The following is a 26,149-nucleotide window of genomic DNA, read 5'->3' on the forward strand; positions in this document are numbered from 1 at the left end:
TACCCCAAGGTAGCGGCCATACGCTCGCGTCGCAATGCCGCTCCGTTACGGTTTGTATCTTGCTTGCCTTCGCGCTCTTTCAGGATGGTATCGACCTGACCACCATCTCGGCGCGCGGATCCCGCGGGTAGAAGCGCTCGGGCAACCGCTCGACATGCGAAAACTTGCGGGTATCCTTGTATGGCATCTTCATGTAGCCGGAGACACCCAGCCCACGGATGAGCGGCACGGCGGCCAGCATGGCCTGCAGGCTGGCCTGGAATTCCGGCTCGCGAGAGGGATCAAGCAATCGATAGTAGCTGTGGATCTTGAGGTGGTTGGACAATGCCTCGAAGATGATCATCCCGGTGTGATGGATACCGTTGAGCGTTTCCAGGCAACGCATGATCTCGTCGGGCAACTGCAGGAATTCCTCGGGATCGGGACCATCCTCGAAGTACGAGTGCACGCGGGTACGATCCTCGAGATCCGGGGCAGCGCTGACCTCATAGGCAATCGCCATGCCGGGGTCGGGCACGAACGGTGCCTCCGGTGCCTCGCGGTCGACATGCAGGGTATCGCGGGCATTGAACAGGCAGCTCTTGAACACGCCGCGCCGGTAGATCGCCCGCGCCAGGTTGACCATGTTGTTGACCGCCGCGACGAACGCCGCCTTGAGCGCCATGTCGTGCAGATTGAGCACCGTATCGATGTAGACGCCGTCGCTTTCCCAGCGTACCGCCAGCCCGCCGACCACCGGGTACTTGCCCAGCCGGCTGACCGCCACGAGGAAGGCCTTTTCGGTCTCGCCCATGCCCTGCATGAAATTCTTGTAGTACCGATCGAGCTGCACGTCATTGACGGCACGCAGGGTATCGCGCCCACCTTCCTCGCGCAGGAATGACTTGCGCGAGCTGTAGACCACGGTCTCGATCCCGCGACGGCTGGGCCGGACCCAGACGGGCACCATCGGCGCCTCTGGCTTGTCGTCGAACTCGATCATCACCGTACGCGCCATGCGCGGCATGTGATCGAGAAAGTAGTCCCCGGCCCGGGTCCGCACCGCCGGGTCCGGGTCGAGCATGGCGTCCAGCACCCGTGCGAACTCCACCGGCAGGCCCAGCGACGTGGCGGGAATCGCCCGATGACCGAAGCGACACGACTGCGCCGAGGCCAGCGCGTAGAGCGTGCCGGCCACCCCCTGCTCATCGAAACGCGGCGATGACAGGTGGCCGTTGAGCTGCTCCTCACCGATGAAGTAGACATCGCCGAGGCGTGCATTGGTCTGCTGCAGGTCGTCGGACATCAGCTCCATGACATTGGCCGAGACGAACTGCTGGTTGGCATCCAGTTGGGCGAACACCGACGAGCCCCAGTCGATCAGTGCCACGCGCTCGGCATGCGGATCATAGACCAGATTGGACGGCTTGATGTCGCCGTGCACGATGGGCCTGCCGGCCGGTCCGGCCTCGCGGCGCAGGCTGCGCAGGATATCGGCAAGCTGGGCAGCGATGCGTACGACCCGTCGTGGCGATAACCGCCCATGACGCAGCGAGAACTCCTCGAGATTGATCCCGGGCGCACGCTCCATAACCAGGATCGCCTGACGTCGCACGCGCTGGAAGGCGATCAGGCGCGGTACGCGAGGATGCTCGACCTGCTCGAGCATGAACGCCTCTTCCTCGAGGCGATCCTGGATCGGCTGCGGCAGGGTGATGCGCGTGAACTTGAACACGTATTCGTCACCGAGCGCCGTGACGCCCCCGAACACGAAGCCATAGGCGCCCTTGCCGATCAGTTCGATGTCGCGATAGCCGAGCTGCTCGAGCTGCGAGCGACACAGCGCCACCCAGTCCCTGAGCTTGCGCGCATCGTCGTGGCTGAGCAGGTAGATCGACTGCTCTTCCGGAATGTAGAACTGCTCGAGCTGCTCCTGGCTCACGGCAACGCCCCTTGGGCCCGACCGGCGTCAGGCCAAGTGTAACAACATGTCCTGCGGTTCCTGCAGATACCCCTTCCACAGGTTGCAGAAGCGCGCAATGGTGCCACCGTCAATGAGGCGATGATCGCCCGCCCAGGTAACGGTCATGATCGCCCGTGACACCACATTGCCTGCCGTGTCGAAGCGCGGCAGATGCTGAACCCGACCCAGGGCGACGATAGCCACTTCCGGCGCGTTGATGATCGGCGCCGCATAGGTGCCCCCCAGCGCCCCGATGTTGGAAATACTGATGGTACCGTCACGCAGGTCGTCCTGAGCGACCCGGCCCTCTCGCGCCGCCGCGGTAAGTCGCTCGACTTCGCGGGCGATCTCCATGAGGCTCAGGCGTTCGACCCGCTTGACGTTGGGCACGACCAGGCCGGACTTGCCGTCCACCGCCATGCCGACGTTGCAGTGCGGCAGGTAGTGGATTTCATCGCCGGCATCGCTCAGGCGGCTGTTGAGTACAGGAAACTCCTGAATCGCCAGGGCCATCGCCTTCATGATCAGCGGCATCAATGTCAGACGGATGCCTTCGCGCTCGGCACGTACCTTGAGCCGATCGCGCAGGGTCAGCAACTCGGTGACGTCGATCTCGTCGCCGTAATGGAAATGCGGAATGGTCGTGGCCGATTCGACCATGCGCCGGGCCATGACCGCCTGCATGCCACGCAGCGGCTCGACACGGACGTCGTCCGAGGCAGCGCTGCGCTCCGGCACCGGCTGCGCCGGTTTCTGCTGGGCAGCGACAGGTTCGGCCGGCGTCGCTTCACCACCCTGCTTTTGCCAGGCCAGAATATCCTCCTTGAGCACACGACCATCCTTGCCGGAGCCGGGAATGTCCTCGAGTCGCACCCCGAGTTCGCGCACCAGGCGGCGCACAGCCGGGCTGGCGGGAATGCGTCCGTAGGCGCCCTTACCATGCGTATTGTCGGCGGATGCCGCCGTCGGCCGGGACTCGGGCCGGGAAGCCACCGGCGCCGGTGATGACGAGGCAGCGCCTGGCTTCGGCTGTGCGGCTCTGCCATGCGGCACGAAGGCGAACAGTGGCGCATGCACGCGGGCGCTTTCCTGCTCGCGATAGTAGAGCCGCGTGACGCGCCCCGCCTCGGGGGCGGTGATCTCGACCAGCGCCTTGTCGGTCATCACGTCGACCACCGGCTGGTCTTCCTCGATCTCGTCGCCCTCGCGGACGCGCCAGGTCACCACCTCGCACTCGACGATGCCCTCGCCGATGTCCGGCAGGATGAAGTCCTCGCTGGCATCATTGCCATTGCCGTCCTGCGTAGTCTGTAGCGCATCACTCTCAAGATCGTCTTTTGGGTCGCGAGCGCTGGCCGCGGTGCGCACCGCATCATCCTTTGCCCCGTCGCTCTCTTCCTCGACGGCAAACAGCGGTGCATGCACCTTGGCGGTCTCGCCCTCCTTGTAGTAAAGCCGTGTCACACGGCCCCGGTGGGGTGCGGGAATTTCCACCAGCGCCTTGTCGGTCATGACCTCGGCAACCGGCTGGTCTTCCTCGATGATGTCGCCCTCGCTGATCAGCCATTTGACCAGCTCGCACTCGACGATACCCTCGCCGATGTCCGGCAGTATGAAATCGCTCATGGTTTGCTCCTGGAATCGTCCCGTGCTCAAAAGGCCATGCTCTGCTTGATCGCCTCGAAGACCTTGAGATGATCCGGCATGTACTCCTTCTCAAGCGTCAGCGGAAAAGGCGTATCCAGGCCGGTCACCCGGGCGATGGGCGATTCCAGGTAGAGAAAACAGCGCTCCTGTACGGTTGCGGCGATCTCGCCGGCGAAGCCCCCGGTCAGCGGCGCCTCATGGGTGACGACCAGGCGCCCGGTCTTGAGCACCGAGTCGACCACGGTATCGATGTCCCACGGCACGATGGTGCGCAGGTCGATGATCTCGCAGGAGATGCCCTCCTTCTCGGCGAGTTCGGCAGCCTTCTCGACCATTTCCATCTGCGCGCCCCAGGCCAGCAGGGTAATGTCGCCGCCCTCCTTGACGACCTCGGCCTGCCCGAGCGGCAGCTGGTAGTCCTCTTCCGGCACTTCGCCGGTGGAGGCGCGGTAGAGGCGCTTGGGCTCGAAGAACAGCACCGGGTTGGGATCGCGAATCGCCGCCAGCAGCAAGCCCTTGGCCTGGTGGGGGTTGCGCGGCACCGCGATCTTGAGCCCGGGGGTGTGGGCGAAATAGGCCTCCGGTGACTGTGAGTGATAGAGCCCGCCGGAAATCCCCCCGCCGTAGGGCGTGCGGATGGTCAGCCCGCCGACGTTGAACAGATCCCCCGAACGGTAACGAAACTTGGCCGACTCGTTGACGATCTGGTCGAAGGCCGGAAAGATGTAGTCGGCGAACTGGATCTCGGCCACGGGCGTCGAGCCCTGGGCTGCCAGGCCGTTGGCGAAGCCGATGATGCCCTGCTCGACCAGTGGTGTGTTGAAGCAGCGCGCCCGACCGTATTTTTCCTGCAGGTGGCTGGTGGCGCGGAACACGCCGCCGAAAATCCCCACGTCCTCACCGAAGCAGACCACCTTGTCATCCGCGGCCATGGCGATGTCGAGCGCGTTGTTGATGGCCTGCAACATGTTCATCTTAGGCATGCTCGCCACCTCCGCTGCCCTGGGTGCCTTCCTCAAGGCTTCTGGCCCCCCTCGGGTAGGCGTCGGGGTACTTGCGGATATGGTCCTTGAGCCTGTCGAGTTGTTCGGCCAGCAGCGGCGGCACCTGATCGTAGACATCGGTGATCAGGCTCTCCAACGGCGGCGGCGGCCGTTTCTCGGCACGTTTCATGGCTTCCAGCACCTCGCGCCGCAGGGCGTCCTGTTCGCGCTTCTCGTCTTCCCCGGTCCACCAACCCTGCTGCTCCAGCCACAGACGCATGCGAAGGACCGGATCCTTGTCGCGCCAGGCCTCCTCTTCCTTCTTGCTGCGATAGCCGGAGGGATCGTCCGACGACGAATGAGCCGCCAGGCGATAGGTCATGGCCTCGATCAGGACCGGTCGGTTGTTTTCCACCGCCCAGCAACGTGCCTCGCGTGTCGCCTGATAGACGGCGAGAATATCGTTGCCATCGACGCGCACGACCTTCATGTGGTAGCCGAAGGCTCGCGGCGCGATACCGTCGGCGGAAAACTGCTCGTGGGCCGGCGTGGAAATCGCGTAGCCGTTGTTGCGGCACAGGAAGATGACCGGTACCTGGTGCACCGAGGCCATGTTCAGGGCGGCATGAAAATCGCCCTCCGATGCCGCCCCTTCGCCGAACACGGTCAGCGTACAGTGGCCGAGCCCGGACATCTTCTGCCCATAGGCGTAGCCGGTGGCCTGTGGAATCTGAGTGGCCAGCGGCGACGAGATGGTCATGTAGTGCAGGTCTTTCGAGCCATAGTGCACCGGCATCTGGCGGCCCTTGCCATAGTCGAGCTCGTTACCGAACAGCTGATTCATGAACTCGTCGACGCCGAAGCCGCGATAGGCCAGCGCACCCTGCTCGCGATACTGGGCCATGATCATGTCTTCCTCGTCCAGCGCCGCGGCACTGCCGACGATGGTGGCTTCCTCGCCGGTGCACTGCATGTAGAAGCTCAGCCGCCCCTGGCGCTGGGCGGCCAGCATGCGTTCGTCGAGCACGCGGGTGAACAGCATGGCGCGATAGATGCGCAGGGCCTTGTCCTTGTCGAGTTCGGGCAGCTTGGCGTGCTTGTAGGGCGTGCCGTCCCGCTTGAGCAGCTTGAAGACGGGGATACGAAACTCATCGCCGTTCATGAACGCCAGGGCATGCACGACGGGTGCCGTTGTTGTTGTGGTCATGGTCCTCTTCCTCGTTCTCGTTTCCCGGGTAGGGAGAGACGCTGTGACACCTTGTGGGTGCCTGATGTCGGTCACCCGCCGACGGTGTCGCCGCCGCATCTTCCGTACGCGTGCTGGCGAGACCCACCGGCGAATGCGGAAAATTGCAGGTTTACGTTAACGTAAGATAGAGAAAGCGCGTCGCCACGTCAGCCATTGCGGCCTGCAACGTTAGTCTATGCAAGACTACAAAAAGGCGGCACGAGGCCGCTTTGGGAATTGAAAAATGTATCGTCCAGAATATGCACAATTGGCGAATAGTGGCTTTCAAGCCTGGGGATAGCATTCCAAGACATGTAAGGCGAACCGTTCGAAAGAGAGCATGAGAATGCGAAGCCCCTCGGCCAACGGCTCATCGGGTTGAATTCGTCCTAGCCTCGCCCCCCTGCGAGCAGCAGGGTCTCGTCAATGGCGAAGAACCTGCTGGCTGCCAGCCTCAGGGAGCGCGCCGTCAGCTCGGCGACGCCAAAGACATCGAATGCTACGCCATATCGGTGTCGCGTTCGTTGGGCAAGCAGATCGAAGTCGCCATCGCCCGAGACCAGTACGATGCGATCCACCTGCTCGGCGAAGCGAATGGCGTCCAGCGTGATGCCTACATCCCAATCGCCCTTGGCCGAGCCATCGCTACGCTGGATATAGGGTTTGAGTTTCACCTCGAAGCCGACACCGCGGAGTATATTTTGGAATTGGCGCTGCTTGACATCGTCACGCGTGATCGCATAAGCCACAGCAGCGACGACCTCCCTCTCCTTGGTAACCAAGCTCCAGAAGGCGTTGTAGTCGAAGTGGCGACCAAAGGCCTGCCTCGTCGTGTAATAGACATTCTGGACATCGACCAGAATGGCAACACGCTCCATCCCCGACGCCACCTTGGTACGGGAATTCATGCCGTCATGATTCATTGGCGTGACCTCTCATCGGGAAGCGTTGCGCCATTCTCGTCCGTCCAGACACGAAATCCGCTCAGGATCGCAGGCCCAAACGTGTGGGCGATCGGAACGTCAGCGGCATCTCGCCCATAGGCAATCAGCACACGCCCGATACGTCGGTCATTGTTACGCGGGTCGAACGTGTACCACCCCGTGTCCAGGTAGGCCTCGAACCAAGCATGAAAATCCATCGGCGAATGTGGCGGCGGTATCGCGATGTCGCTCAAATAACCGGTGCAGTACCGCGCCGGAATATTCATCGCCCGACACAGTGCAATGGCCAGGTGGGCAAAATCCCGGCACACTCCGCCGCGTTCCTGATAGACCTCAAAGGCAGACTTGGTCGCGCGGGCAAAGTGATAACCGAAAGTGATGTGCTGGTGCACGAAGGTACAGATCGCCTGCACGCGCTCCCAGCCAGGGGTAGTTGTCCCGAACAATCCCCAGGCGATATCGGAGAGGCGGTCGGTCTCGCAGTATCGACTGCCCAGCAGGAACAGCAACGTCTCGGCGGGCAAGGACTCGACCGGCACCTGGCCAGCCCAATGACAGACAGGATCTGGCTGCCCCGAATCACGGATTACGGTATCCGTCGTGATCTCGATACGTCCTGAAGGGGCAACCAGGCGCGCGCACCAGTTTCCGAAGGAGTCGCGATAGGCGGCCGTCGGCAAGGTTGGCCTGGTCACCAAGTGATCCGGCGCCATAAGATCCGACACCCGCGAATAATGAACGTGGGTCATTAAAATCATTGGCGTCGGCTGGGGACACTCGTAAACGATTTCGTAACCGATGCGAAGTTGCATTGTGACAAGGCCCATGAGATGGAACCTTGAGCATACGCGCCATCGGCCAAAGATGATCGCTCTTTTAGGACGAGTGGTACTTATTTCCGGTTCCAGATGGATTGGGCCGTGCCGACTACCAGGCGCAGCTTTTCCCACTGCTCTTCTTCACTGAGCAGGTTGCCTTCCTCGGTGGATGCGAAGCCGCACTGTGGGCTCAGACAAAGCTGGTCGAGGGCAACGAAGCGCTGGGCTTCATCGATGCGCTTGGCGATTTCCTCGACGGGTTCCAGCGCCCCTGTCTTGGTCGTCACCAGGCCGAGCACCACTTGTTTGTGGCCTTCGGGCAAAAAGCGTAGCGGCTCGAACCCACCGGCACGCTCGGTATCGTATTCGAGGAAGTAGGCGTCGACATCGACGTCGCCGAGCAGGGTCTTCGCCACCGGCTCGTAGCCCCCCTCGCTGATCCATGTCGAACGGAAATTGCCCCGACAGACATGCAGGCTGACGTAAAGGTCTTCGGGCCGACCGGCCAAGGCATGATTGAGCACTTCGGCATAGATACGCTGCAGATGATCGGGGTCGTCGCCGCGTGAGCGCGCCGCATCCAGCTCCTTCTGCGAGCAAAGATAGGCCCAGACGGTGTCGTCGAGCTGCAGGTAACGGCAGCCGGCATCGTAGAAGGCGCTCACGGCATCGCGGTAGGTATCCGCCAGGTCGGCGAAGAAGGCATCCAGGCTGGGATAAACGCTCGAATCGATGTTTCTGCGTCCGCCTCGGAAATGCAGCACGCTGGGACTGGGGATGGTCATCTTGGGCATGGCCGAAGACACCGTGTCATGCAGAAAGCGATAGTCGTCGAGCATGGGATGCTGGCTATCGAAGCCAAGCCTGTCGATGACGCGAACGCCACGCGCCTGGGTCGCCTGGCCCTGAAACTGTATGCCCTGCTCGGCTTGATACCCCTCGACGCCACGCAGGCGCTCCAGAAAATCGAAGTGCCACCAGGCGCGACGAAACTCGCCGTCGGTCACCGCCTCGAGGCCGATCTCTTCCTGGCGGGCTACGATGCGTCGAATTTCCCGATCTTCGACCTCGCGCAGTGACTGGGCATCGATATCGCCGGCTTGTCGGCGTCGACGGGCGTCCTTGAGTTCGTCACTGCGTAGCAGGCTGCCTACCGTATCGGCACGAAAGGGCGCTTGTGGTCGGGTCATGGCTGAACTCGCTTGGCAAAGAAGGTCCCTCCACTATGCCTAGCCATTCATGAGAAGGCTAACGAGCATCTTTCACGTCTGTATGAATGTAGCTCAAGCGGATGATACGGAAGACGAACGACAGATCGGCGACTCAGTGAACCGTGTCGGCTATCTCGGGCTCTTCCTCGCCCCCTTCCCAGAGCGTGGTTCGGGTAATGGCATGATCGATCATTTCGCGGGCCACCTCGAAACGGCTGTTACGCAGCAGATCAGCCGCCTCGTCCGAGATACGGATACTCAGTAACGGCTGGCCCTCGCCTTCGGCAGGGCGTAATACGATCTCGCCATCGGCGAGCTCAACGATTTCCAGTATGGCAGTCTCGGACACAAACACCTCGGCTAGTCGAGAACCGTGTAATGAAAAACGACCATAGCGATTCGCCATGGCCGTTATTTTCCCTAAGGTTACCACTCCGGCCGGAAAGGCGTCACCATTCGATGCTGGTTTCACGCAGTTCACTCAGCGACGTCTTGAATTCACGCAGGCACCAGCGCAGCTCATCGGCCAACGCCAGGCGATCGGCGGCAACGATCAACGTCTCATCCTGGCTTTCCCGCCGCGCCGCACCCTCGACACCGTGCAATGTCTCGATGCGCATGGTCAGCACCGCCAGCCAGCTGTCGGGCATTTCTCTCATCTCGCGCAGACGCTGGACCTCGGCGATGGCTTCGCCGCCATTGCCCAGTAGCTCGCGCCAGTCATGTCGCGCCAGCCTAGCATGCTCCGTCAACTCACGCAGTGCGGCGTTCAGGGCCAGTTCCATCAGCGCCAGCGCCCCCTCTTCACCGGCCATGCGGCGCGAGGCTGCATGCTCGTCATTTCCGACAGAGAGGTTGAGCAACAGTTCCGCCTGATACAACAACTGGTTGGTTCGACTTCTCGGCGTCATTTACGCTTATCCTCGATATGCCAGCGGCCATCGTCATAGGTCGCCTTCCATCCGCTAGCCTTGCCGTCCTCTTCGGTCATGACGTACTGGCTCTTGGTCTTGCGCGCGAAACGGATCTGGGCCGGGCGTCCATCGGGATCCTTGCTCGGGGCGTCGAGAAGAAAATGATACTTCTCGGGCAGCTCGGCGGCGTGTGACTTGAGTTCCTCGACCAGGGGAGCGCGCGTTTCGCGATTCTTGGGAAACTGGCTGGCGGCCAGGAACAACCCGCTGGCCCCGTCACGCAATACGTAGTGATCGTCGACCTTCTGGCAAGCCAGCTCCGGCATGGGAATCGGATCCATCTTGGGCGGCGCAACCTCACCGTTCTTTAGCAGCTTGCGGGTATTCTTGCAGTTCTCATTGGTACAACCGAAGTACTTGCCGAAGCGTCCCGACTTGAGCTGCATGTCACTGCCGCATTTGTCGCACTCGATGGTCGGCCCCTCATAGCCCTTGAGCTTGAAGCGTCCCTTTTCCACCTCATGGCCATTGCAATCGGGGCTGTTACCACAGATGTGCAGCTTGCGTGTCTCGTCGATCAGGTAGCTGTCCATTGCCGTGCCGCACTCGGGACAGCGGCGCTTGGCGCGCAGCGCATCGGTTTCGGCATTTTCATCGGCATCGGCGGCCACCGCCTCGTCACCGGGAATCAAGTCGATGGTGGTCTTGCAGCGCTCCTTGGGCGGCAGATTGTAGCCGGAGCATCCCAGGAACACACCGGTCGAGGCGGTGCGGATCTGCATCTCACGCCCACAGCTCGGGCAGTCGATATCGGTGGGCACCGGCTGATTGGGGCGCATGCCCTCCTCGGCCCGCTCTAGCTTGGCCCGGAACTCGGCATAAAAGTCATCGAGCAGGCCTCGCCAATTGCGCTCGCCTTCGGCCACCTCATCGAGGCTGTCTTCCATGCGGGCGGTAAAACCGTAATCCATCAGATCGCTGAACGACTCCGTCAACCGGTCGGTGACGATATCGCCGAGCTTCTCGGCGTAGAAGCGCCGGTTCTCGAGCTTGACGTAGCCCCGATCCTGAATCGTGGAAATGATCGAGGCATAGGTGGAAGGCCTGCCAATACCGCGCTTTTCCAATTCCTTGACCAGGCTCGCCTCGGTGTAGCGGGCCGGCGGCTTGGTGAAGTGCTGCTGCGGATCCAGCCGCTCCAGCGTCATCGACGTGCCCTCGGCCAGATCCGGCAGGGTCTGGTCCTCATCTTTCTTGCCGGCAGGCTTGAGCACGCGGGTGTAGCCGTCGAACTTGAGCACGCGCCCTTTGGCACGCAGCTCATAGCCACCGGTTTCCACGGTCAGGGTGGTCGACAGATATTCTGCTGGTGGCATCTGGCACGCCACGAACTGGCGCCAGATCAGATCGTAGAGCCGCTCCGCATCGCGCTCCATTCCCGACAGGTCGTTGGCGGTACGGTTTACCTCGGAGGGACGAATCGCCTCGTGGGCCTCCTGTGCGCCTTCCTTGCTGCTATAACGGTTGGGTGATTCGGGCAGGTAGCGCTTGCCGAATTCGCTTTCGATATAATCGCGCACCCCGTTCACCGCATCCTGCGACAGGTTGGTGGAATCGGTACGCATGTAGGTGATGTAACCCGCCTCATAAAGCCGCTGGGCCAACGTCATGGTTTTCTTCACCGAGAACCCCAACCGGCCGCTGGCAGCCTGCTGCAGCGTCGAAGTGATGAACGGCGCATTCGGCTTGGAGCGGGTCGGCTTTTCTTCACGCGCCGTGATCGCCAGCGCTGCCTGCTTCAGGGCGGCAATGCGCTCCTGGGTCTCTGCCTCGGAGGTCGGCCGGAACGGCTTGCCGTCCTGGCGCACCAGCTCGAAACGTACCGGCTCCCCTGCCGGACTGACCAGATCGGCATGGACGTCCCAGAACTCCTCGGGGATAAAGGCCCGAATTTCGCGCTCGCGCTCGACGATCAGCCGGACGGCCACCGACTGCACGCGACCGGCGGAAAGTCCACGCGCAACTTTGTTCCAAAGCAGCGGCGAGAGCATGAACCCCACGACCCTGTCCAGGAAACGTCGCGATTGCTGTGCCTCGACCCTCGGGACGTTGAGACTGCCGGGCGATTTGAACGCCTCCTTGATGGCATTCTTGGTGATCTCGTTGAAGACCACACGCTTGTAGCGTTCGTCGTCGCCGCCGATGGTTTCCTTGAGGTGCCAGGCGATGGCCTCCCCTTCGCGGTCCAAGTCGGTGGCCAGATAAATGGCATCGGCCTTTTCGGCCAGCTTGGCCAGTTCGGCCACGACCTTTTCCTTGCCCGGCAGGATCTCGTAATTGGCCTGCCAGCCATGCTCGGGGTCGATACCCATGCGACGGACCAACTGGTCCCAGGATTTCCGTTTCTTGTAGGCCGCCTTTTCCTCGGGCGACATCTTGCGTGTGGCGGCAGCCTGACGAGCGCGCTCCTTGGGATCGCTGGCGTTCTTGCCCGAGCCGCTGGTCGGCAGGTCGCGGATATGGCCTACGCTCGACTTCACAATGAAGTCGTTGCCAAGGTATTTGTTGATCGTCTTGGCCTTGGCCGGCGACTCGACGATCACCAGTGACTTGCCCATAGTGCTCCAAAATCTTTCTTCGAGGCCGATGTCAGCCATCGGCGGCCTGTCCATCGGGGAGACGGAAAAATGCGCCTACCCTACCCCAGCCATTCGCTTTGCGCCAGTTAACGCCTCCGCAGGGGCCGCGCACGTCATCGGCAGAAATGCCAGGGTAGCGTAGTCGCCTGGTGAGTACGGGCTCTCAGTGACACTAGACGCGCCCGGTATGACCATGCAAGGCATGAGCTATCCAAATGCCCCGGTTGCCTAGTCGTTTCATCGTGTTGTTACATCGTCCGCTGAAGCTATGACTTGAATTGGCGAGGCGTTTTCCGCTAGCCGGCGGCATGCTGTATCATGTAGTAAAATGACTACATGATTTTTGTACGACAATGTCGGGTAGCCGAACGCCCATGAGCCAAACGCTGCCCACTTCTATATAGGCAAGAAGGAGTCCCTCATGCACGGCCCTGTACATGCCCCCATCCGTCGCACCAAAATCGTCGCCACTCTGGGTCCCGCCAGCGATCGCGACGGGATCCTCGACGAGCTGATACAGGCTGGGGTCGACGTGGTGCGCCTGAACTTCTCCCACGGCAGCCCCGACGATCACCGCCGCCGCCTGCAGGCCGTGCGCGAAGCCGCCGAGCGTCACGGCCGCACCGTCGCCGCCCTGGGAGACTTGCAAGGACCAAAGATCCGTATCGCTCGCTTCGCCGAAGGCTCGGTCACTCTCGCCGAAGACCAGAAATTCATTCTCGACGTCTCGCTCGACCGTGATGCTGGCGATGCCACCCAGGTCGGCTGCGACTACAAGTCGCTGGCAGAAGACGTCGAGGCTGGCGATGTCCTGCTGCTCGACGATGGCCGCCTCGAGCTGGTAGTCGATCGCGTCAACCCGCCGCAAGTGCACACTACCGTACGCGTCGGCGGCAAGCTGTCCAACAACAAGGGCATCAACAAGCAGGGTGGCGGGCTGTCTGCCGCCGCCCTCACCGACAAGGACCGCGAGGATCTGAAGACCGCCATCGATATCGGTGTGGATTACCTGGCGGTTTCGTTCCCGCGTAGCGCCGCCGACATGCAACTGGCCCGCGATCTGCTTGGCGAGGCCGGTAAGCACATTGGCTTGGTGGCCAAGATCGAGCGTGCCGAGGCGGTGGCCGATGACCAGACGCTGGATGACATCATCCGCGCATCCGAAGCGGTCATGGTGGCTCGCGGCGATCTCGGCGTGGAGATCGGCGATGCCCAACTGATCGGTGTGCAAAAGCGCATCATTCAGCGTTCGCGCAGCCTCAATCGTGCGGTGATCACCGCCACCCAGATGATGGAGTCGATGATCCAGGCGCCCCTACCGACCCGCGCCGAGGTATTCGATGTAGCCAACGCCGTACTCGACGGCACCGATGCCGTCATGCTGTCCGCCGAGACCGCTGCAGGCGACTACCCGGTGGAGACTGTCGAGGCCATGGTTCGCCTGTGCCTGGGCGCCGAGCGCGAGCGCAGCATTCAGGAATCGAAGCATCGCATTCACGAGGACTTCACCCGCATCGACGAGACCGTGGCGCTGTCGGCAATGTATGCCGCCAACCACCTCGATGGCGTAGCGGCCATTGCCTGCATGACCTCCACCGGATACACGCCGCTGATCGCCTCGCGCATCCGCTCGGGCCTGCCCATCGTCGGCCTTGCCCACAGCCCTGCCGCCCAGCGGCGCATGGCACTCTACCGTGGCGTGGTTTCGCTGCCCTTCGATACTAGCGACATGACGCCGCTGGAACTCAATCAGCGCGCCATCGAAGTGATGGTCGAGCGGGGGCTTGCCGAGGTTGGAGATCACATCATCCTGACTCGCGGCGACCACATGAATGCCCATGGTGGCACCAACACGATGAAGATCATCAAGGTGGAAAACGTGTGATGAGCGAGCAGCGACCAACGCGCAAGGCCCAGCGGATACTCCCCCAGCGCAAGCGTATCGCCTTGATCGCCCACGACGGCAAGAAAGACGAACTGCTGGAATGGGCGGATCGCTGGCGTGAGACGCTAGGTCAGCACGACCTGGTTGGCACCGGCACCACCGCCAAGCGTGTCGCAGCGGCACTTGGCCTGAGCGTAGAAGGGCTGATGAGTGGTCCGCTGGGTGGCGATCAGCAGATCGGCGCACGGATCACCGAGCAGCGTCTGGACATGCTGGTGTTCTTTTGGGATCCGTTCGCGCCCATGCCTCACGACCCGGACGTCAAGGCTTTGCTGCGCCTGGCGGCGCTGTGGAACATTCCGGTCGCCTGCAATGCGGCCAGCGCGGATTTTCTTATCAGCTCGCCCTATCTCGCTGAAGAGTATCGCATGGCCATACCTGACGCGGGCGACTGGGTGGCGGCACGCACCCAGCCTTGAATCGAGCACCCGAACGAAAACGCCGCCTGCAAGGCGGCGTTTTTTTCATGGGCTCGCAGCGTCAGGACTGAGACGATTCGGAAGGCGGCGTGTCGGATGCCGTTTTCTCCAATGCCTTGGGCTCAATCGTTTTGCCGTTGCGTCCACTCTCACCGCTGACGCCCTGCTCTTCAGACTTGGCCTTGTCGAACAGCTTGCGTACCAGCGTCAGCCGAGTCTGACTCTTTGCATCCAGCGGTCCGCTGGCCGAGACCACCTGCTCGATGTGCGCAAAGTGCGCATCGATGGCCTTGGCGCTTTCCCCAGCCAATAGCACGGGCAGCGCCTCGAGCGCGGCATGACTGTCCTGCTTGAGGATGAAGAACTGGTCACGGACCAACGCCTTGAAACTGGTCAGATCGATGTTCGGCTCGATCTCGGCGCGAGTGGCCTTCAGCCGCTGGAAGTTGCGCTCGTCCGTGGTCGGCGCACCTCCCAGCACGAAGATCAACGCACGCATGACCGCGTGATGGCTATTGCCACGTTCGACTGATGCGAGCACTTCCTGTTGCCGCTGAGCGATGAAGCGACGATGCTCGGGCTGCGCGCCGGGATTGGGCAATACCCGCTCCTGCGTTGCACCAAGGCCCGACATGATCTGCAGCCATGGCTGACCGTAGATCTGCATGAACAGCCACTCGGAAAGCGAATCGCGAACCTCCCGGTATCCTTCCAGAGAGTGCTCTATCTGGTCCGAAACCATGCCTTCGGCAACTCGGAACGGATTGCTCGCCTCGACCGTATGCCGATTGGCCTTGATCGCCTCGGCCATGACGGGCAATGGCACCGTTAGCGGATTGCGATCCGACAGCAACTTGTAACCCAGACGGATCGGATGTATACGGCGAATCCAGCGCGCCGCCTCGGGCGTCATCACTGCTTGCAACCAAGGCTGCCAATAACGGCGATACAGGCCCAAATTGATATCGGAGATGCGTGCCACCGTGGCGAAGCGCCGCTGATCCTCCGGCCGGTTGTGTACGATGGCATCGATATCCTCGAGTGTACGCGGGCTGAACTCCAGCAAGTAATCTCCGTCGACGAGATCGGGGTTCGCCGCCGAGGCCGGCTTCTCCGTCACCTGGGTTTCATAGAGGCCGGGAGGCAGGATATCGATATAGTCCATGTTGGCCGTGAATTCGGTGTGCTCCTTGCGGGATACACTACCCGACACGAAGATGCCGAGATGGCCGGTCGTGTCATGCACGCAATAGACGATGGTCTGCTCGTTGGCCACGATATCGTCGACGCTGTCGTACAGGTCCTCGATCCAACCAAGCGCCTGAGGCGGCGGCGTGATATCGTCGCCCTTGGAGCAGAACACCACGATCGGCGAACGCACGTTACGCAGATCGATGCGCCGTCCATCCCGGGTCGTCAGTTGCGCCGTACTCAGACGATTGCCGACGAACAGATTGTCGACGATGTACTGGATTTCCTCGGCATTGAGTACCACATGCCCACCCCACCAACGCTCGAACTGCAAATAACGCCGGGCCTCGCTGTCCACGTTGGCAAAAAGACGGTACTGCTTGGTCCATAAAGTGTTCGCTGGATTGAGCTTCTCGAAGTTCTGGACCAACAGGGCACCATCGAAATGGCCATGTCCGAGGTCGCCGGCCAGCGCGGTGACCCAGCTTCCCCCAAGCAGACCTGCCGAATAGCGCATCGGGGCCTTGCCTCGCTCGCCGGCCCAATACGACAGCGGCGCCCCGGCAATGAGAATGGGGCCAAAACACTCGGGCTCCAGGGCCGCCGCCATCATGAGCTGCCAGCCAGCCTGGCAATTGCCGACCACCATGGGCTTCTCGGCCGTTTGGGGATGCCTGTCGATGACATGCCTTAAAAACTGCACTTCCGCCTCGACGACGTCTTCCACGCTCTGACCGGGAACGGGAAAAGGCAGAAAACCGATGAAATAGCAGGGATGCCCGGCCCTCAGCGCGACACCGATTTCACTGTCGGGCTTGAATCCGCCGATGCCCGGCCCATGACCGGCACGCGGATCGACGACGACGAAAGGACGCATGCTCTCATCGATGTCGGTCCCTTGGGGCGGAATGATGCGCATCAACTCGTAGTTGACCGGATTCGGCAGCGTGCGCCCATCCATCAGCACTTCGGCATCGAAGCCCAGCACATTGGGCTTGGTCTGTTCCATGTGCTCCAAATACTGGTTGCCGCGCTGACGCATGACGTCGAGGTAAAGCACACTGCGCTCGCTGACGTCCCGCCAATAATCGATGGCAGCACGCCCGACCCCCAACGGATCCCAGAACGCGCCGGCGGCTTCGGCAAACGTGGCAAAAACGGGAAACATGGCACGACTCCACAAGGATGATTGCTGCACTGCAAGATAAGAGTAACGCCATCACACCAATTTTGCAGTGATCAATTCGTAATTGCGCTTACCTTACCGCAGCAACACACAATAAAGAGTCAGAGCATGCGCGAGAATGATTAATTGAGATCATGCCCGCCGGCGCAGTATCTGCGCCGGCTTCAAGGCCACGGTCGGCATCCGTTTGGATGCGAATGGGCATATGCAGGAGCCGGCCTGGCACTGCACGGGATCAGCGCCACACCACGCAGCGAGTCCTGTCTCGTTTGCCCAGATCAGGTCACTGCCGCTGCCTGCAGCTCGAGCTCCCTGACGACGTCCGCGTCCAGCTTCAGCGCAGCGGCAAACTCATCGAGCCAGGCCCGTTCAGCGGGGTTCTGGTCGTCGATGATAGCGGCGCTGGCCAGATACATTTCTCGTGCAGCCTGGCCGGAGTCGGCTTCCAAGGCCAATTCGACTACGCTCGGCGGCGACAGCATCTGCTGTCCTGCCCAGGCCTGCAATTCGGGATCGGCTCCCATGGCCTCGATCTGCTCGCCCAATTGACTCCGCTCGACCTCGTCGAGATGCCCGTCCGAACAGGCGGCAGCAATCATGGCCCTGAGAATCATCTGACTGCGGCGCTCCTTGGCGACCTCGTCCTGCAGCCGCTCGAAAGGCGGCTCGTCCTCGACCGCCGCCTCGTACGCGGCCGCTTCCGACTGTGTCGCCTGTCGCCGTTGCCACGCCTTCCAGGCCAGCATGCCCACCCCGGCAATCACGCCATACTTGAGGGCTTTTCCGCTCATCTTGCGTCCACGCTTGGTGCCCACCATGAGACCCAGCGCACTGCTGCCGAAAAGCTTACCAATGTCGGCGCCACCGTGCTTGGCCTGGCTAGCGCCATGGCTTGCCTGTTTCATCAACCCCTCGAGCATGCCCTTGGCGTTCATCGCTCGTCCTCCCATCTTGAAATGTCTGCAGTCAGCATAGGCAATGCAGACGAAAACAAAAGCCCGGCGCATGGCCGGGCAAGAATATGCAGAGAGAAACGTGTTGCGCTCTAGGCTTCCTCGATCTCGACCAGAACCTCACCTGGTGTGACGCGATCGCCCTTGGTCACGTGAATCGCCTGGACCGTCCCATTCACGCGTGCTTGCACCTCGGTTTCCATTTTCATGGCCTCGGTGATCAGCACGGCCTGTCCGGCCTTGACGCTATCGCCTACCGCCACGAGCACATCGACGATGTTACCGGGCATCGACGTAGTGACATGGCCCGCCGAGGTGGCCTGGGCTCGCCCTGAAACCGTACCGCCAACGTAGGTATCCTTGGCCTCGAAGACGACCTCTTCGGGCATGCCATCAAGGGTCAGGTAGACCTGTCGCTTGCCGCCTTTACTACTGCCGACACCGGTAATCTGGACTTCGTAGGATTCGCCGTGAACGTCGATGACGAACTCGGTCGGGGTACCGGCGGATACCGGGCGGCTACTGGCCTCGCTCACGTTCGGCAACGGCTCGGGAGTCAACGTGCCGTCGCGGCGCTGCTGCAGGAACTCACGTCCCAGCTCAGGGAACATGGCGAAGGTGAGCACATCTTCCTCGCCTTTCGCCAGTTCGCCGATGTCCGCACTCAGACGCTGCATTTCCGGCGCAAGCCGGTCGGCCGGGCGACCTTCCTCGACCGGCGCGTTGCCGATGGCACGGCGCCGGACTCCTTCGTCCACCTCGGCCGGCGGCTTACCGTAGCCGCCCTGCAGGTAGCGCTTGACCTCGTTGGTGATGGCCTTGTAACGCTCTCCGGTGAGGACGTTCATCACCGCCTGGGTGCCGACGATCTGCGAGGTCGGCGTGACCAGTGGCGGGTAGCCAAGATCGGCGCGGACGCGCGGTATTTCATCGAATACCTCGCGGATCTGCGCCAGTGCGTTCTGTTCCTTGAGCTGATTGGCCAGGTTGGACATCATGCCGCCCGGCACCTGATTGATCTGTACCGAGACGTCCTCGCGGGTGAATTCGCTCTCGAAGGCCGCGTACTTCTTGCGCACGTCACGGAAGTAATCGCCGATATCCTTGAGCGCCTCGAGATCCAGTCCGGTGTCGTAGTCGGTACCCGCATAAGCGGCAACCATCGACTCGGTGGATGGATGGCTGGTACCGCCGGCAAAGGCGGAAATGCAGGTATCGATATGTCGACAGCCCGCCTCGACGGCCTTGAGGTGACACAGTGACGACAGCCCCGAGGTGGCATGTGCATGCAAGTGGATCGGTACCTCGACCGCTTCCGCCAGGGTCGCGACCAGTTCACCGGTGGCATAGGGCGTCAACAGGCCGGCCATGTCCTTGATGGCGATCGAATCGGCGCCCATGTCGACGAGCTGTCTTGCCTGGTCGACGAACATGTCCAGCGTATGCACCGGGCTCACCGTATAGCACAGCGTGCCCTGAGCATGCTTGCCACTGGCCTTGACCGCCCGCATCGCGGTTTCCAGATTGCGCAGGTCGTTCAGGGCATCGAAGACGCGGAAGATGTCGATGCCGTTGTCGGCGGACTTGGCAATGAAGCGCTCCACGACATCGTCGGCATAGTGTCGATAACCGAGCAAGTTCTGGCCGCGTACCAGCATCTGCAGCGGCGTGTTGGGCAACGCCTCCTTGAGCTCGCGCAGGCGTACCCAGGGATCCTCCTTGAGAAAGCGCACGCAGGCATCGAAGGTCGCCCCACCCCAGACTTCCAGCGAGTGATAGCCGATGTCATCGAGTTTCGCGCAGATGGGCAGCATGTCCTCGGTACGCAGCCGGGTGGCGATCAGCGACTGGTGACCGTCGCGCAAGACCACATCGGTCACGTGGACCCGTGAAGGTTGACTGTGTTGCATGGAGGCTCCTTATAGTCCGGCGTGGGCAGCGATGGCGGCGGCGATGGCCAGGGCCAGCTCTTCGGGATTGCGCTTCACCGAGTAGTTGAGCAGTTCGGGGTGGGCCAGCACGAAGCCGGTATCGAAGGATCCGCTGCGGAACTCGGGATGGCTCAGAATCTCCTGGTAGTAAGGTGCCGTGGTCTTGACCCCCTGGAGACGCATGTCGTTGAGTGCACGAATGCCGCGGTTCAGCGTTTCCTCCCAGGTCAGCCCCCAGACGATCAGCTTGAGGCACATCGAGTCGAAATAAGGGGGGATCGTATAGCCGGTATAGATGGCGGTATCGGTACGCACGCCCGGCCCACCGGGAGCGTAGTAGCGCGTGATGCGCCCGAACGAGGGCAGAAAGTCGTTCTTGGGATCCTCGGCGTTGATACGAAACTGGATCGAGAAACCATGGTGGCGGATGTCTTCCTGACGGAAGGCCAGCTTCTTGCCGGCAGCGATGCGAATCTGCTCGCGGACGATATCCACCCCGGTAATGGCCTCGGTGATGGTATGCTCCACCTGGACCCGGGTATTCATCTCCATGAAGTAGATTTCGTTGCCCTTGACGAGAAACTCCACGGTACCCGCATTTTCGTAGCCGACCGCCTCGGCGGCACGCACGGCCAGTTCACCGACATACATCCGCTGCTCGGGGGTGAGCTGCGGGCTCGGAGCAATCTCGATCAGCTTCTGGTTGCGACGCTGGATCGAACAGTCGCGCTCGAAAAGATGGATGACGTTGCCATGACGATCCGCGAGTACCTGCACCTCGATATGGTGGGGATCGACGACGCATTTCTCCATGAATACATCGGCGCTGCCGAAGGCCTTGGTCGCCTCGGAAATCACGCGATCCCAGGCCTGACGCAGCTGGTCGGAGGTATCGCAACGACGAATGCCACGACCTCCCCCGCCGGATGTCGCCTTGAGCATGACCGGATAACCGATGCGCTCGGCCAGCGCCAAGGCCTCGTTGCAATCCTTGAGGTTGCCCTTCGATCCCGGCGTGACCGGCACGCCGGCGGCCTGCATGGCACTACGCGCAGCCGTCTTGTCGCCCATCTTGGCGATCACCGAGGCATCGGGCCCCACAAAGGCGATACCGGCGTCGCTGCAGATACGGGCAAAGTCGGCGTTTTCGGATAGAAAACCGTAACCGGGATGGATGGCGTCGCAGCCGGTCTCGCGCGCCAGGTCGACGATACGCCGTGGATCGAGATAGCCGGCCAGTGGATCGTCTCCTACGAAGTGGGCTTCGTCGGCACGTTTGACGTGCAGGGCGAAGCGATCCGGCTCGGTATAGATGGCCACGGAGCGTATGCCCATCTCGGCGCAGGCACGTACGATACGTACCGCGATTTCGCCGCGATTGGCGATCAGCAGTTTCCGGAACACGGCTGCCTCCAGGGTTGCGTCGTTAACGGGCATGGGGAAAACTGGCATGATCTGGCAGTCTTCTCCCTCACCGCGCTAGAAGTGACTTTTACGCTACCCGGGGATGTACCAATAGAAAAATTGATATTTTTTTGCCAACCTATAAGGCATGGCTTATACCTAAGCGGGCAATTATGTCTCGACCCCATCTGCTCAACCGCCTGACCTTTCGGCAACTGCAGGTCTTTCAGGCCGTCTATCGCCAGCAGTCGTATTCGCGGGCGGCCGAGCAGCTCGGCCTGACACAGCCGGCCGTCAGTGCGCAAATACGCCAGTTGGAACAGGCCCTGGAACAACCCCTGTTCAAGTACGCGGGCAAGACCCTGCATGTCCTGCCGGCGGCCGATGCCCTGGCGGCCTCGGTGCAGTCGATTTTCGGCCAGGTTTCCAGCCTGCAGATGGAGCTGTCCGAACTGGCCGGAACCATTCGCGGTGAGCTCAATCTCGCGGCCGTCTCCACCGCCCAGTATGTGGTGCCGCACATTCTGGCGCGCTTTCGCGCCCGCTACCCTGAAGTACAGATTCGCCTGCGCGTGTGCAACCGTGGTCAGGCCCTGGAACGCCTTGCCGAGCGCCGCGACGACCTGGTCATCATGGGCATGGTGCCCGACGACGCCAACCTGGCCTTCATGCCCATCCTCGACAACGAGATGATCCCGGTGGTGTGGCCCGGCCACCCCCTGCTGACGTCGGAATCCGCCTCGCTGGAGGATTTTGCGCGCCATTACGTACTGATGCGCGAACCCGGTTCAGGCACACGCACCGCCTTCGAGGAGTTCGTTGCCCGCGAGCGCGTGTCGCTGGCACATACCATCGAACTGGGCACCAACGAGGCCATCAAGCAGGGCGTCATGGCGCATCTCGGCGTGGCGGTACTTCCCCGCCTGGCCGTGCAATTGGAATTGGCTGCCGGCCTGCTGGCCTCACCGCACCTGCCCGGCTTTCCGCTCAGGCGCTCGTGGTGCACGGTCTACCCCAAAGATCGCTATCCGACGCCGGTAACAGAGCTGTTCCTGCGCTTCGTGCGTGAGCTGCTTCCCGAACTCAACGCGCATTTCAAGGCTCCTTTGGAGCCCGCACCGGGGCCGAGTTTCGTCTGCCTGCCCATGGCCGACCACTGATCTGCGCGTTTCAGCGCTTCTTGGCCCAGCTGTCCAGAACAGTCGGTCCTGTGGTATTTTACGCCTTGAGATTCACGCATCATTCGACGTGCCAGGCTGCCTGGAAACGCCGACCGGCGCACTCCCGGTGGACCCGCGGTAGCGCAGCCTCGGCGTCGTCGGCCGGCGAGCAGAGAGGCTCACAGCTATGAGCGACACCCCTTCCAAACGCGTCATCAGCGGCGAAAAGTATCGCAATGACCATGGCATCGCCGCCATCAAGGACGGCATGAAAGTGCGCAGTCGAGCCGACACCGGTGGCGTCAACGGGCGCAAGCCGCAGTGGCTACGCGCCCAGATTCCCGGAGGCGAACGCTTCGACGCCGTGAAGAGGAACGTGGCCGAGCACCGACTCAGTACCGTCTGCGCCGAATCCCACTGCCCCAACATGGGGGAATGCTGGAGTAACGGCACCGCCACCATCATGCTGATGGGTTCGGTATGCACCCGGGCCTGTCGCTTCTGCGCCGTCGATACCGGCAATCCGAAAGGCTGGCTCGACACCGAGGAGCCGGCAAACACCGCCAAGTCGGTGGAACTCATGGGGCTGCGCTACGTGGTGCTCACTTCCGTGGACCGCGACGATCTTCCGGACGGCGGCGCCGGTCACTACGCCGACTGCATCCGAGCCATCAAGGAGCGCACCCCAGAGGTCGCAGTAGAGGCCTTGACGCCGGATTTCGACGGTGTGCCCAGCGCCATCGAGCGTGTCGTCGACTCGGGTCTCGAGGTCTTCGCCCAGAACGTCGAGACCGTGGAACGCCTGACCCGGCGCGTGCGAGACCCGCGAGCCGGCTATCGCAAGACACTTGATGTCCTGGCCCATGCCAAGCGACACCGCCCCGAGATCGTCACCAAGACCAGCCTGATGCTGGGGCTCGGCGAGACCGAAGAAGAGATCCTGCAGACCTTCGACGATCTGCGCGCCATTGGCGTGGACATCGTCACGCTGGGCCAATACTTGCAGCCCACACGCAACCACCTGCCGGTCGAACGCTGGGTCACGCCGGATGAATTCGAACGCTATCGCGTGCTGGGTCTGGAAAAGGGCTTCATGGAAGTGCCGTCCGGCCCATTGGTTCGTTCCAGCTATCGGGCCGACCGAGTGTTCGAGAAGAACAATCTCGGCTTGGCCGCGCCTGCCAAAGTGCCTGGCCAGGAGACCGATCCTAACCGTATTGCAGCCGTCAACGTGGGCTGAGTCCGAGCATCAAGCGCAAAATAAAACCCCCAGTGGCGTGCTGCCACTGGGGGTTTTGCCTTCAGGGGGGATGCAACGGGATCAGGCGCCGGCCAATTCGGACTGCTCGAGTTCCCTTCCCAGTTGCCGAGCCAGACATTCGGCCAGCTGTAGCGATATCTCATCAGTGCCAGGGCAGTCATCGGTCAGATCGACGAGCCGAGTCATAGCCATGCCAGCATAACCACAGGGATTGATCCGCGAGAATGGCGATAGATCGACATCGACATTGAGCGCCACACCATGAAAGCTGGCACCGCGGCGTATCCGCAATCCGAGCGATGCGATCTTGGCATCTTCCACGTAGACGCCGGGCGCATCGGGGCGGGCATGCGCCGCCACCCCATGCTCGGCGAGCAACGCGATCACCGCCTTCTCCAACGCGTTGACCAGATCGCGGACCCCTAACCGCGCCCGACGTACGTCGAGCAACGGATAAAGCACCACCTGCCCAGGTCCATGATAGGTCACCTGGCCGCCACGATCGGTGGCCACCACCGGGATATCGCCGGGCATGAGCAGATGTTCGGGCTTGCCGGCCTGCCCCTGGGTGAAGACCGGATCGTGTTCCACCAGCCAGAACTGATCAGGCGTATCAGCATTGCGGCTATCGGTGAGCTCGCGCATGGCCTGCCAGACAGGTACATAGGGGCGATGTCCCAGGCAATGCAACTGGACCGGTGGCAGACAGCCTTCGCTTCCCATCACAGCACCATGTGAACACGCCCGGTCGCCTTGAGTGAGGCAAACAAGGCACGCAACTGGTCATTGCCGGTAGCGGTGATAGTGACACGCACCGACTGAAACTTGCCATTGCGGCTATCGACGACGCTCACGCTTTCACGGTCGAAGCCAGGCGCATGCGCTTCGACCACATCGATAACTGTCGCCTGGAAATCGTGAACGGCATCGCCCACGATCTTGATGGGATAATCGCAGGGAAACTCGACCTTGGGCGCTTTTGGCGCCGATGACGAGCCCGACATGCGGAGGTCCCGCAACGACTTGTCGGTCATAGGATCACTCGACGGATGACATTTCCGAGTATTCTACTCAACCTTTGCGCCTCTTACCAAGGCCGGCAACATCAATCAAGATGACACCGACCATGTCGACGGCCAGCGGTAAAACACCACTGGCAAACACGCTCAGTCGAACAGACCGGTGAAGAACTGCAGCACCATGTCCCAGATGCGCTTGAAGAAGCCACCCTCTTCCACCGCTTCCAAGGCGATGAGCGGCTGCTCCTTGACGACTTCTTCGCCAAGGCTGATCTGCAGGGTACCCAGACGCTCGCCGGCCTGAACCGGCGCACTGATGCTTTCCTGGATGTTGAGCTGAGCGGTCATCTGGTCGCGCTTGCCCTGCGGCACGGTGAGATACAGCGCTTCGCCGACGCCGAGACGGACGTTATCCTTGTCGCCCCCCCAGACGCGCGGCTCGTTGAGCACGGCGCCCTGTTCGTAGAGCTTGAAAGTCTCGAAGAAGCGAAAACCGTAACTCAGCAGTTTCTGGGTTTCCTGGGCCCGGGCCTCGTCGGAGTTGGTACCCATCACCACGGCAATCAGGCGCATGTCGCCCTTCTTCGCCGAGGCCACCAGGCAGTAACCGGCCGCTTCGGTATGTCCGGTCTTCAGGCCATCGACTGAAGGATCGCGCCATAACAATCGGTTGCGGTTGGGCTGGCGAATGTCGTTGTAGGTGAAATACTTTTCCGAGTAGATATCGTAATGGTTCGGGTAATCCTGAATGATGTGCTTGGCCAGAATGGCCAGATCATGCGCCGATGCGTAGTGATTCTCATGCGGCAGTCCGGTGGCATTGACGAAATGGGTATTGTCCATGCCCATCTGCTGCGCCTGCTGATTCATGAGATCAGCGAAGGCCGACTCGCCGCCAGCGATGTGCTCGGCCAGGGCCACGCTCGCATCGTTGCCCGACTGGATGACCACACCCTTGAGCAGATCGGAAACACTGACCTGCGTTCCCTCCTGTATGAACATGCGAGATCCGCCGGTGCGCCAGGCGTTCTCACTGATGTTCACCATGTCATCAGGGGAAATGTGGCCGGCATCGATTTCATGCTCGACCAGATAGGCCGTCATCATCTTGGTCAGACTGGCCGGCGGCAACGGCTGATCGGCATCATGCTCGACGAGGATTTCGCCGCTGTTGGCATCCATCAGCATCCACGACGTGGCGTTCAGGGCCGGTGGCGAGGGAATCATGGTGTCCGGCAGCGTCGTCTCCTGGGCCTGGACAGGCTGGACGAACAACACGCAAGCCGTGACCACGGCAGGTAACAAACGCCAGGACAAGGACGGTAAAGCAGGCAATCTCATGGGTAGTCTCGTG

At 61.6% G+C, this 26,149-nt stretch carries 21 protein-coding genes; 4 read left to right on the forward strand and 17 right to left on the reverse strand.

The features are described from left to right. Positions 1 to 79: 79 nt before the first annotated feature. From MHM84_RS04735 to topA, 10 genes are all read right to left on the reverse strand, one after another. Positions 80 to 1,921 carry a protein kinase gene (locus tag MHM84_RS04735; RefSeq protein ID WP_239263018.1) on the reverse strand — a complete coding sequence of 614 codons (1,842 nt, stop codon included), beginning with the start codon at positions 1,919 to 1,921 and terminating at the stop codon, positions 80 to 82. Positions 1,922 to 1,948: 27 nt separating this feature from the next. Next, positions 1,949 to 3,568 carry a dihydrolipoyllysine-residue acetyltransferase gene (locus tag MHM84_RS04740; protein ID WP_239263020.1) on the reverse strand — a complete coding sequence of 540 codons (1,620 nt, stop codon included), beginning with the start codon at positions 3,566 to 3,568 and terminating at the stop codon, positions 1,949 to 1,951. Positions 3,569 to 3,594: 26 nt separating this feature from the next. Then, entirely contained in the window at positions 3,595 to 4,572 is a 978-nt protein-coding gene (locus tag MHM84_RS04745; protein ID WP_239263021.1) for a transketolase C-terminal domain-containing protein, read from the reverse strand. Beyond that, the gene (locus MHM84_RS04750; RefSeq protein WP_239263024.1) at positions 4,565 to 5,779 is read right to left on the reverse strand and encodes a thiamine pyrophosphate-dependent dehydrogenase E1 component subunit alpha; all 1,215 of its coding nucleotides are present in this window, start codon (positions 5,777 to 5,779) and stop codon (positions 4,565 to 4,567) included. Before MHM84_RS04750 ends, MHM84_RS04745 begins: the two co-directional genes overlap by 8 nt. 410 nt (positions 5,780 to 6,189) lie before the next feature. After that, positions 6,190 to 6,678, reverse strand: coding sequence for an NYN domain-containing protein (locus MHM84_RS04755; protein ID WP_239263845.1), 489 nt, complete (start codon positions 6,676 to 6,678; stop codon positions 6,190 to 6,192). Positions 6,679 to 6,719: 41 nt separating this feature from the next. Then, positions 6,720 to 7,571, reverse strand: coding sequence for a transglutaminase family protein (locus MHM84_RS04760; protein WP_239263027.1), 852 nt, complete (start codon positions 7,569 to 7,571; stop codon positions 6,720 to 6,722). Between the two features lie 65 nt (positions 7,572 to 7,636). Then, the gene (locus MHM84_RS04765; protein WP_239263030.1) at positions 7,637 to 8,752 is read right to left on the reverse strand and encodes a cobalamin-independent methionine synthase II family protein; all 1,116 of its coding nucleotides are present in this window, start codon (positions 8,750 to 8,752) and stop codon (positions 7,637 to 7,639) included. A gap of 133 nt (positions 8,753 to 8,885) precedes the next feature. Beyond that, positions 8,886 to 9,122, reverse strand: a complete 237-nt coding sequence (locus MHM84_RS04770) for a hypothetical protein (protein WP_239263033.1) — start codon at positions 9,120 to 9,122, stop codon at positions 8,886 to 8,888. A gap of 100 nt (positions 9,123 to 9,222) precedes the next feature. Next, on the reverse strand, positions 9,223 to 9,684 hold the full coding sequence (locus MHM84_RS04775) for a DUF6586 family protein (protein ID WP_239263036.1): 462 nt from the start codon (positions 9,682 to 9,684) through the stop codon (positions 9,223 to 9,225). Continuing rightward, positions 9,681 to 12,305 carry a type I DNA topoisomerase gene (topA, locus tag MHM84_RS04780; protein ID WP_239263038.1) on the reverse strand — a complete coding sequence of 875 codons (2,625 nt, stop codon included), beginning with the start codon at positions 12,303 to 12,305 and terminating at the stop codon, positions 9,681 to 9,683. The genes MHM84_RS04775 and topA overlap by 4 nt, the downstream gene beginning before the upstream one ends. A gap of 442 nt (positions 12,306 to 12,747) precedes the next feature. On the opposite strand from topA, the gene pyk reads away from it, so the two are divergent. Both pyk and MHM84_RS04790 read left to right on the forward strand, forming a co-directional pair. After that, positions 12,748 to 14,211 carry a pyruvate kinase gene (gene pyk, locus MHM84_RS04785; protein ID WP_239263041.1) on the forward strand — a complete coding sequence of 488 codons (1,464 nt, stop codon included), beginning with the start codon at positions 12,748 to 12,750 and terminating at the stop codon, positions 14,209 to 14,211. Next, positions 14,211 to 14,690, forward strand: coding sequence for a methylglyoxal synthase (locus tag MHM84_RS04790; RefSeq protein WP_239263044.1), 480 nt, complete (start codon positions 14,211 to 14,213; stop codon positions 14,688 to 14,690). The genes pyk and MHM84_RS04790 overlap by 1 nt, the downstream gene beginning before the upstream one ends. 61 nt (positions 14,691 to 14,751) lie before the next feature. Here the strand turns inward: MHM84_RS04790 and MHM84_RS04795 are convergent, their stop codons facing one another. The 4 genes from MHM84_RS04795 to MHM84_RS04810 form a co-directional block, all read right to left on the reverse strand. Then, entirely contained in the window at positions 14,752 to 17,049 is a 2,298-nt protein-coding gene (locus MHM84_RS04795) for a DUF3141 domain-containing protein (RefSeq protein WP_239263047.1), read from the reverse strand. 296 nt (positions 17,050 to 17,345) lie between these two features. After that, positions 17,346 to 18,002 carry a tellurite resistance TerB family protein gene (locus MHM84_RS04800; RefSeq protein ID WP_239263050.1) on the reverse strand — a complete coding sequence of 219 codons (657 nt, stop codon included), beginning with the start codon at positions 18,000 to 18,002 and terminating at the stop codon, positions 17,346 to 17,348. 110 nt (positions 18,003 to 18,112) lie between these two features. Further along, positions 18,113 to 19,930 carry a sodium-extruding oxaloacetate decarboxylase subunit alpha gene (gene oadA / locus MHM84_RS04805; RefSeq protein ID WP_239263053.1) on the reverse strand — a complete coding sequence of 606 codons (1,818 nt, stop codon included), beginning with the start codon at positions 19,928 to 19,930 and terminating at the stop codon, positions 18,113 to 18,115. Positions 19,931 to 19,939: 9 nt separating this feature from the next. Beyond that, positions 19,940 to 21,355, reverse strand: coding sequence for an acetyl-CoA carboxylase biotin carboxylase subunit (locus MHM84_RS04810; protein WP_239263055.1), 1,416 nt, complete (start codon positions 21,353 to 21,355; stop codon positions 19,940 to 19,942). A 173-nt stretch (positions 21,356 to 21,528) separates the two neighbouring features. On the opposite strand from MHM84_RS04810, the gene MHM84_RS04815 reads away from it, so the two are divergent. Both MHM84_RS04815 and lipA read left to right on the forward strand, forming a co-directional pair. Then, on the forward strand, positions 21,529 to 22,515 hold the full coding sequence (locus MHM84_RS04815; protein ID WP_239263057.1) for a LysR family transcriptional regulator: 987 nt from the start codon (positions 21,529 to 21,531) through the stop codon (positions 22,513 to 22,515). A 187-nt stretch (positions 22,516 to 22,702) separates the two neighbouring features. Continuing rightward, positions 22,703 to 23,755, forward strand: a complete 1,053-nt coding sequence (lipA, locus tag MHM84_RS04820) for a lipoyl synthase (RefSeq protein ID WP_239263059.1) — start codon at positions 22,703 to 22,705, stop codon at positions 23,753 to 23,755. Positions 23,756 to 23,836: 81 nt separating this feature from the next. Here the strand turns inward: lipA and lipB are convergent, their stop codons facing one another. The 3 genes from lipB to MHM84_RS04835 all read right to left on the reverse strand — a co-directional run bounded on the left by lipB (position 23,837) and on the right by MHM84_RS04835 (position 26,136). Continuing rightward, positions 23,837 to 24,499, reverse strand: coding sequence for a lipoyl(octanoyl) transferase LipB (gene lipB, locus MHM84_RS04825; RefSeq protein WP_239263061.1), 663 nt, complete (start codon positions 24,497 to 24,499; stop codon positions 23,837 to 23,839). Beyond that, the gene (locus MHM84_RS04830) at positions 24,499 to 24,810 is read right to left on the reverse strand and encodes a DUF493 domain-containing protein (RefSeq protein WP_239263063.1); all 312 of its coding nucleotides are present in this window, start codon (positions 24,808 to 24,810) and stop codon (positions 24,499 to 24,501) included. Before MHM84_RS04830 ends, lipB begins: the two co-directional genes overlap by 1 nt. A 132-nt stretch (positions 24,811 to 24,942) precedes the next feature. Further along, positions 24,943 to 26,136 carry a D-alanyl-D-alanine carboxypeptidase family protein gene (locus MHM84_RS04835; RefSeq protein WP_239263065.1) on the reverse strand — a complete coding sequence of 398 codons (1,194 nt, stop codon included), beginning with the start codon at positions 26,134 to 26,136 and terminating at the stop codon, positions 24,943 to 24,945. Between the last annotated feature and the right edge of the window lie 13 nt (positions 26,137 to 26,149).

This window comes from Halomonas sp. McH1-25, assembly GCF_022348165.1.
Taxonomy (GTDB): domain Bacteria; phylum Pseudomonadota; class Gammaproteobacteria; order Pseudomonadales; family Halomonadaceae; genus Modicisalibacter.

Excerpts from the sequence above, each read along its gene's own strand:
- topA (WP_239263038.1), bottom strand. The coding sequence starts at position 12,305 with ATGGGCAAGTCACTGGTGATCGTCGAGTCGCCGGCCAAGGCCAAGACG.
- MHM84_RS04765 (WP_239263030.1), bottom strand. The coding sequence starts at position 8,752 with ATGACCCGACCACAAGCGCCCTTTCGTGCCGATACGGTAGGCAGCCTG.
- MHM84_RS04815 (WP_239263057.1), top strand. The coding sequence starts at position 21,529 with ATGTCTCGACCCCATCTGCTCAACCGCCTGACCTTTCGGCAACTGCAG.
- MHM84_RS04775 (WP_239263036.1), bottom strand. The coding sequence starts at position 9,684 with ATGACGCCGAGAAGTCGAACCAACCAGTTGTTGTATCAGGCGGAACTG.
- MHM84_RS04750 (WP_239263024.1), bottom strand. The coding sequence starts at position 5,779 with ATGACCACAACAACAACGGCACCCGTCGTGCATGCCCTGGCGTTCATG.
- MHM84_RS04755 (WP_239263845.1), bottom strand. The coding sequence starts at position 6,678 with ATGGAGCGTGTTGCCATTCTGGTCGATGTCCAGAATGTCTATTACACG.
- MHM84_RS04800 (WP_239263050.1), bottom strand. The coding sequence starts at position 18,002 with ATGAACGCCAAGGGCATGCTCGAGGGGTTGATGAAACAGGCAAGCCAT.
- MHM84_RS04835 (WP_239263065.1), bottom strand. The coding sequence starts at position 26,136 with ATGAGATTGCCTGCTTTACCGTCCTTGTCCTGGCGTTTGTTACCTGCC.
- lipA (WP_239263059.1), top strand. The coding sequence starts at position 22,703 with ATGAGCGACACCCCTTCCAAACGCGTCATCAGCGGCGAAAAGTATCGC.
- MHM84_RS04830 (WP_239263063.1), bottom strand. The coding sequence starts at position 24,810 with ATGACCGACAAGTCGTTGCGGGACCTCCGCATGTCGGGCTCGTCATCG.
- MHM84_RS04795 (WP_239263047.1), bottom strand. The coding sequence starts at position 17,049 with ATGTTTCCCGTTTTTGCCACGTTTGCCGAAGCCGCCGGCGCGTTCTGG.
- MHM84_RS04760 (WP_239263027.1), bottom strand. The coding sequence starts at position 7,571 with ATGGGCCTTGTCACAATGCAACTTCGCATCGGTTACGAAATCGTTTAC.
- MHM84_RS04745 (WP_239263021.1), bottom strand. The coding sequence starts at position 4,572 with ATGCCTAAGATGAACATGTTGCAGGCCATCAACAACGCGCTCGACATC.
- lipB (WP_239263061.1), bottom strand. The coding sequence starts at position 24,499 with ATGGGAAGCGAAGGCTGTCTGCCACCGGTCCAGTTGCATTGCCTGGGA.
- MHM84_RS04790 (WP_239263044.1), top strand. The coding sequence starts at position 14,211 with ATGAGCGAGCAGCGACCAACGCGCAAGGCCCAGCGGATACTCCCCCAG.
- oadA (WP_239263053.1), bottom strand. The coding sequence starts at position 19,930 with ATGCAACACAGTCAACCTTCACGGGTCCACGTGACCGATGTGGTCTTG.
- pyk (WP_239263041.1), top strand. The coding sequence starts at position 12,748 with ATGCACGGCCCTGTACATGCCCCCATCCGTCGCACCAAAATCGTCGCC.
- MHM84_RS04740 (WP_239263020.1), bottom strand. The coding sequence starts at position 3,568 with ATGAGCGATTTCATACTGCCGGACATCGGCGAGGGTATCGTCGAGTGC.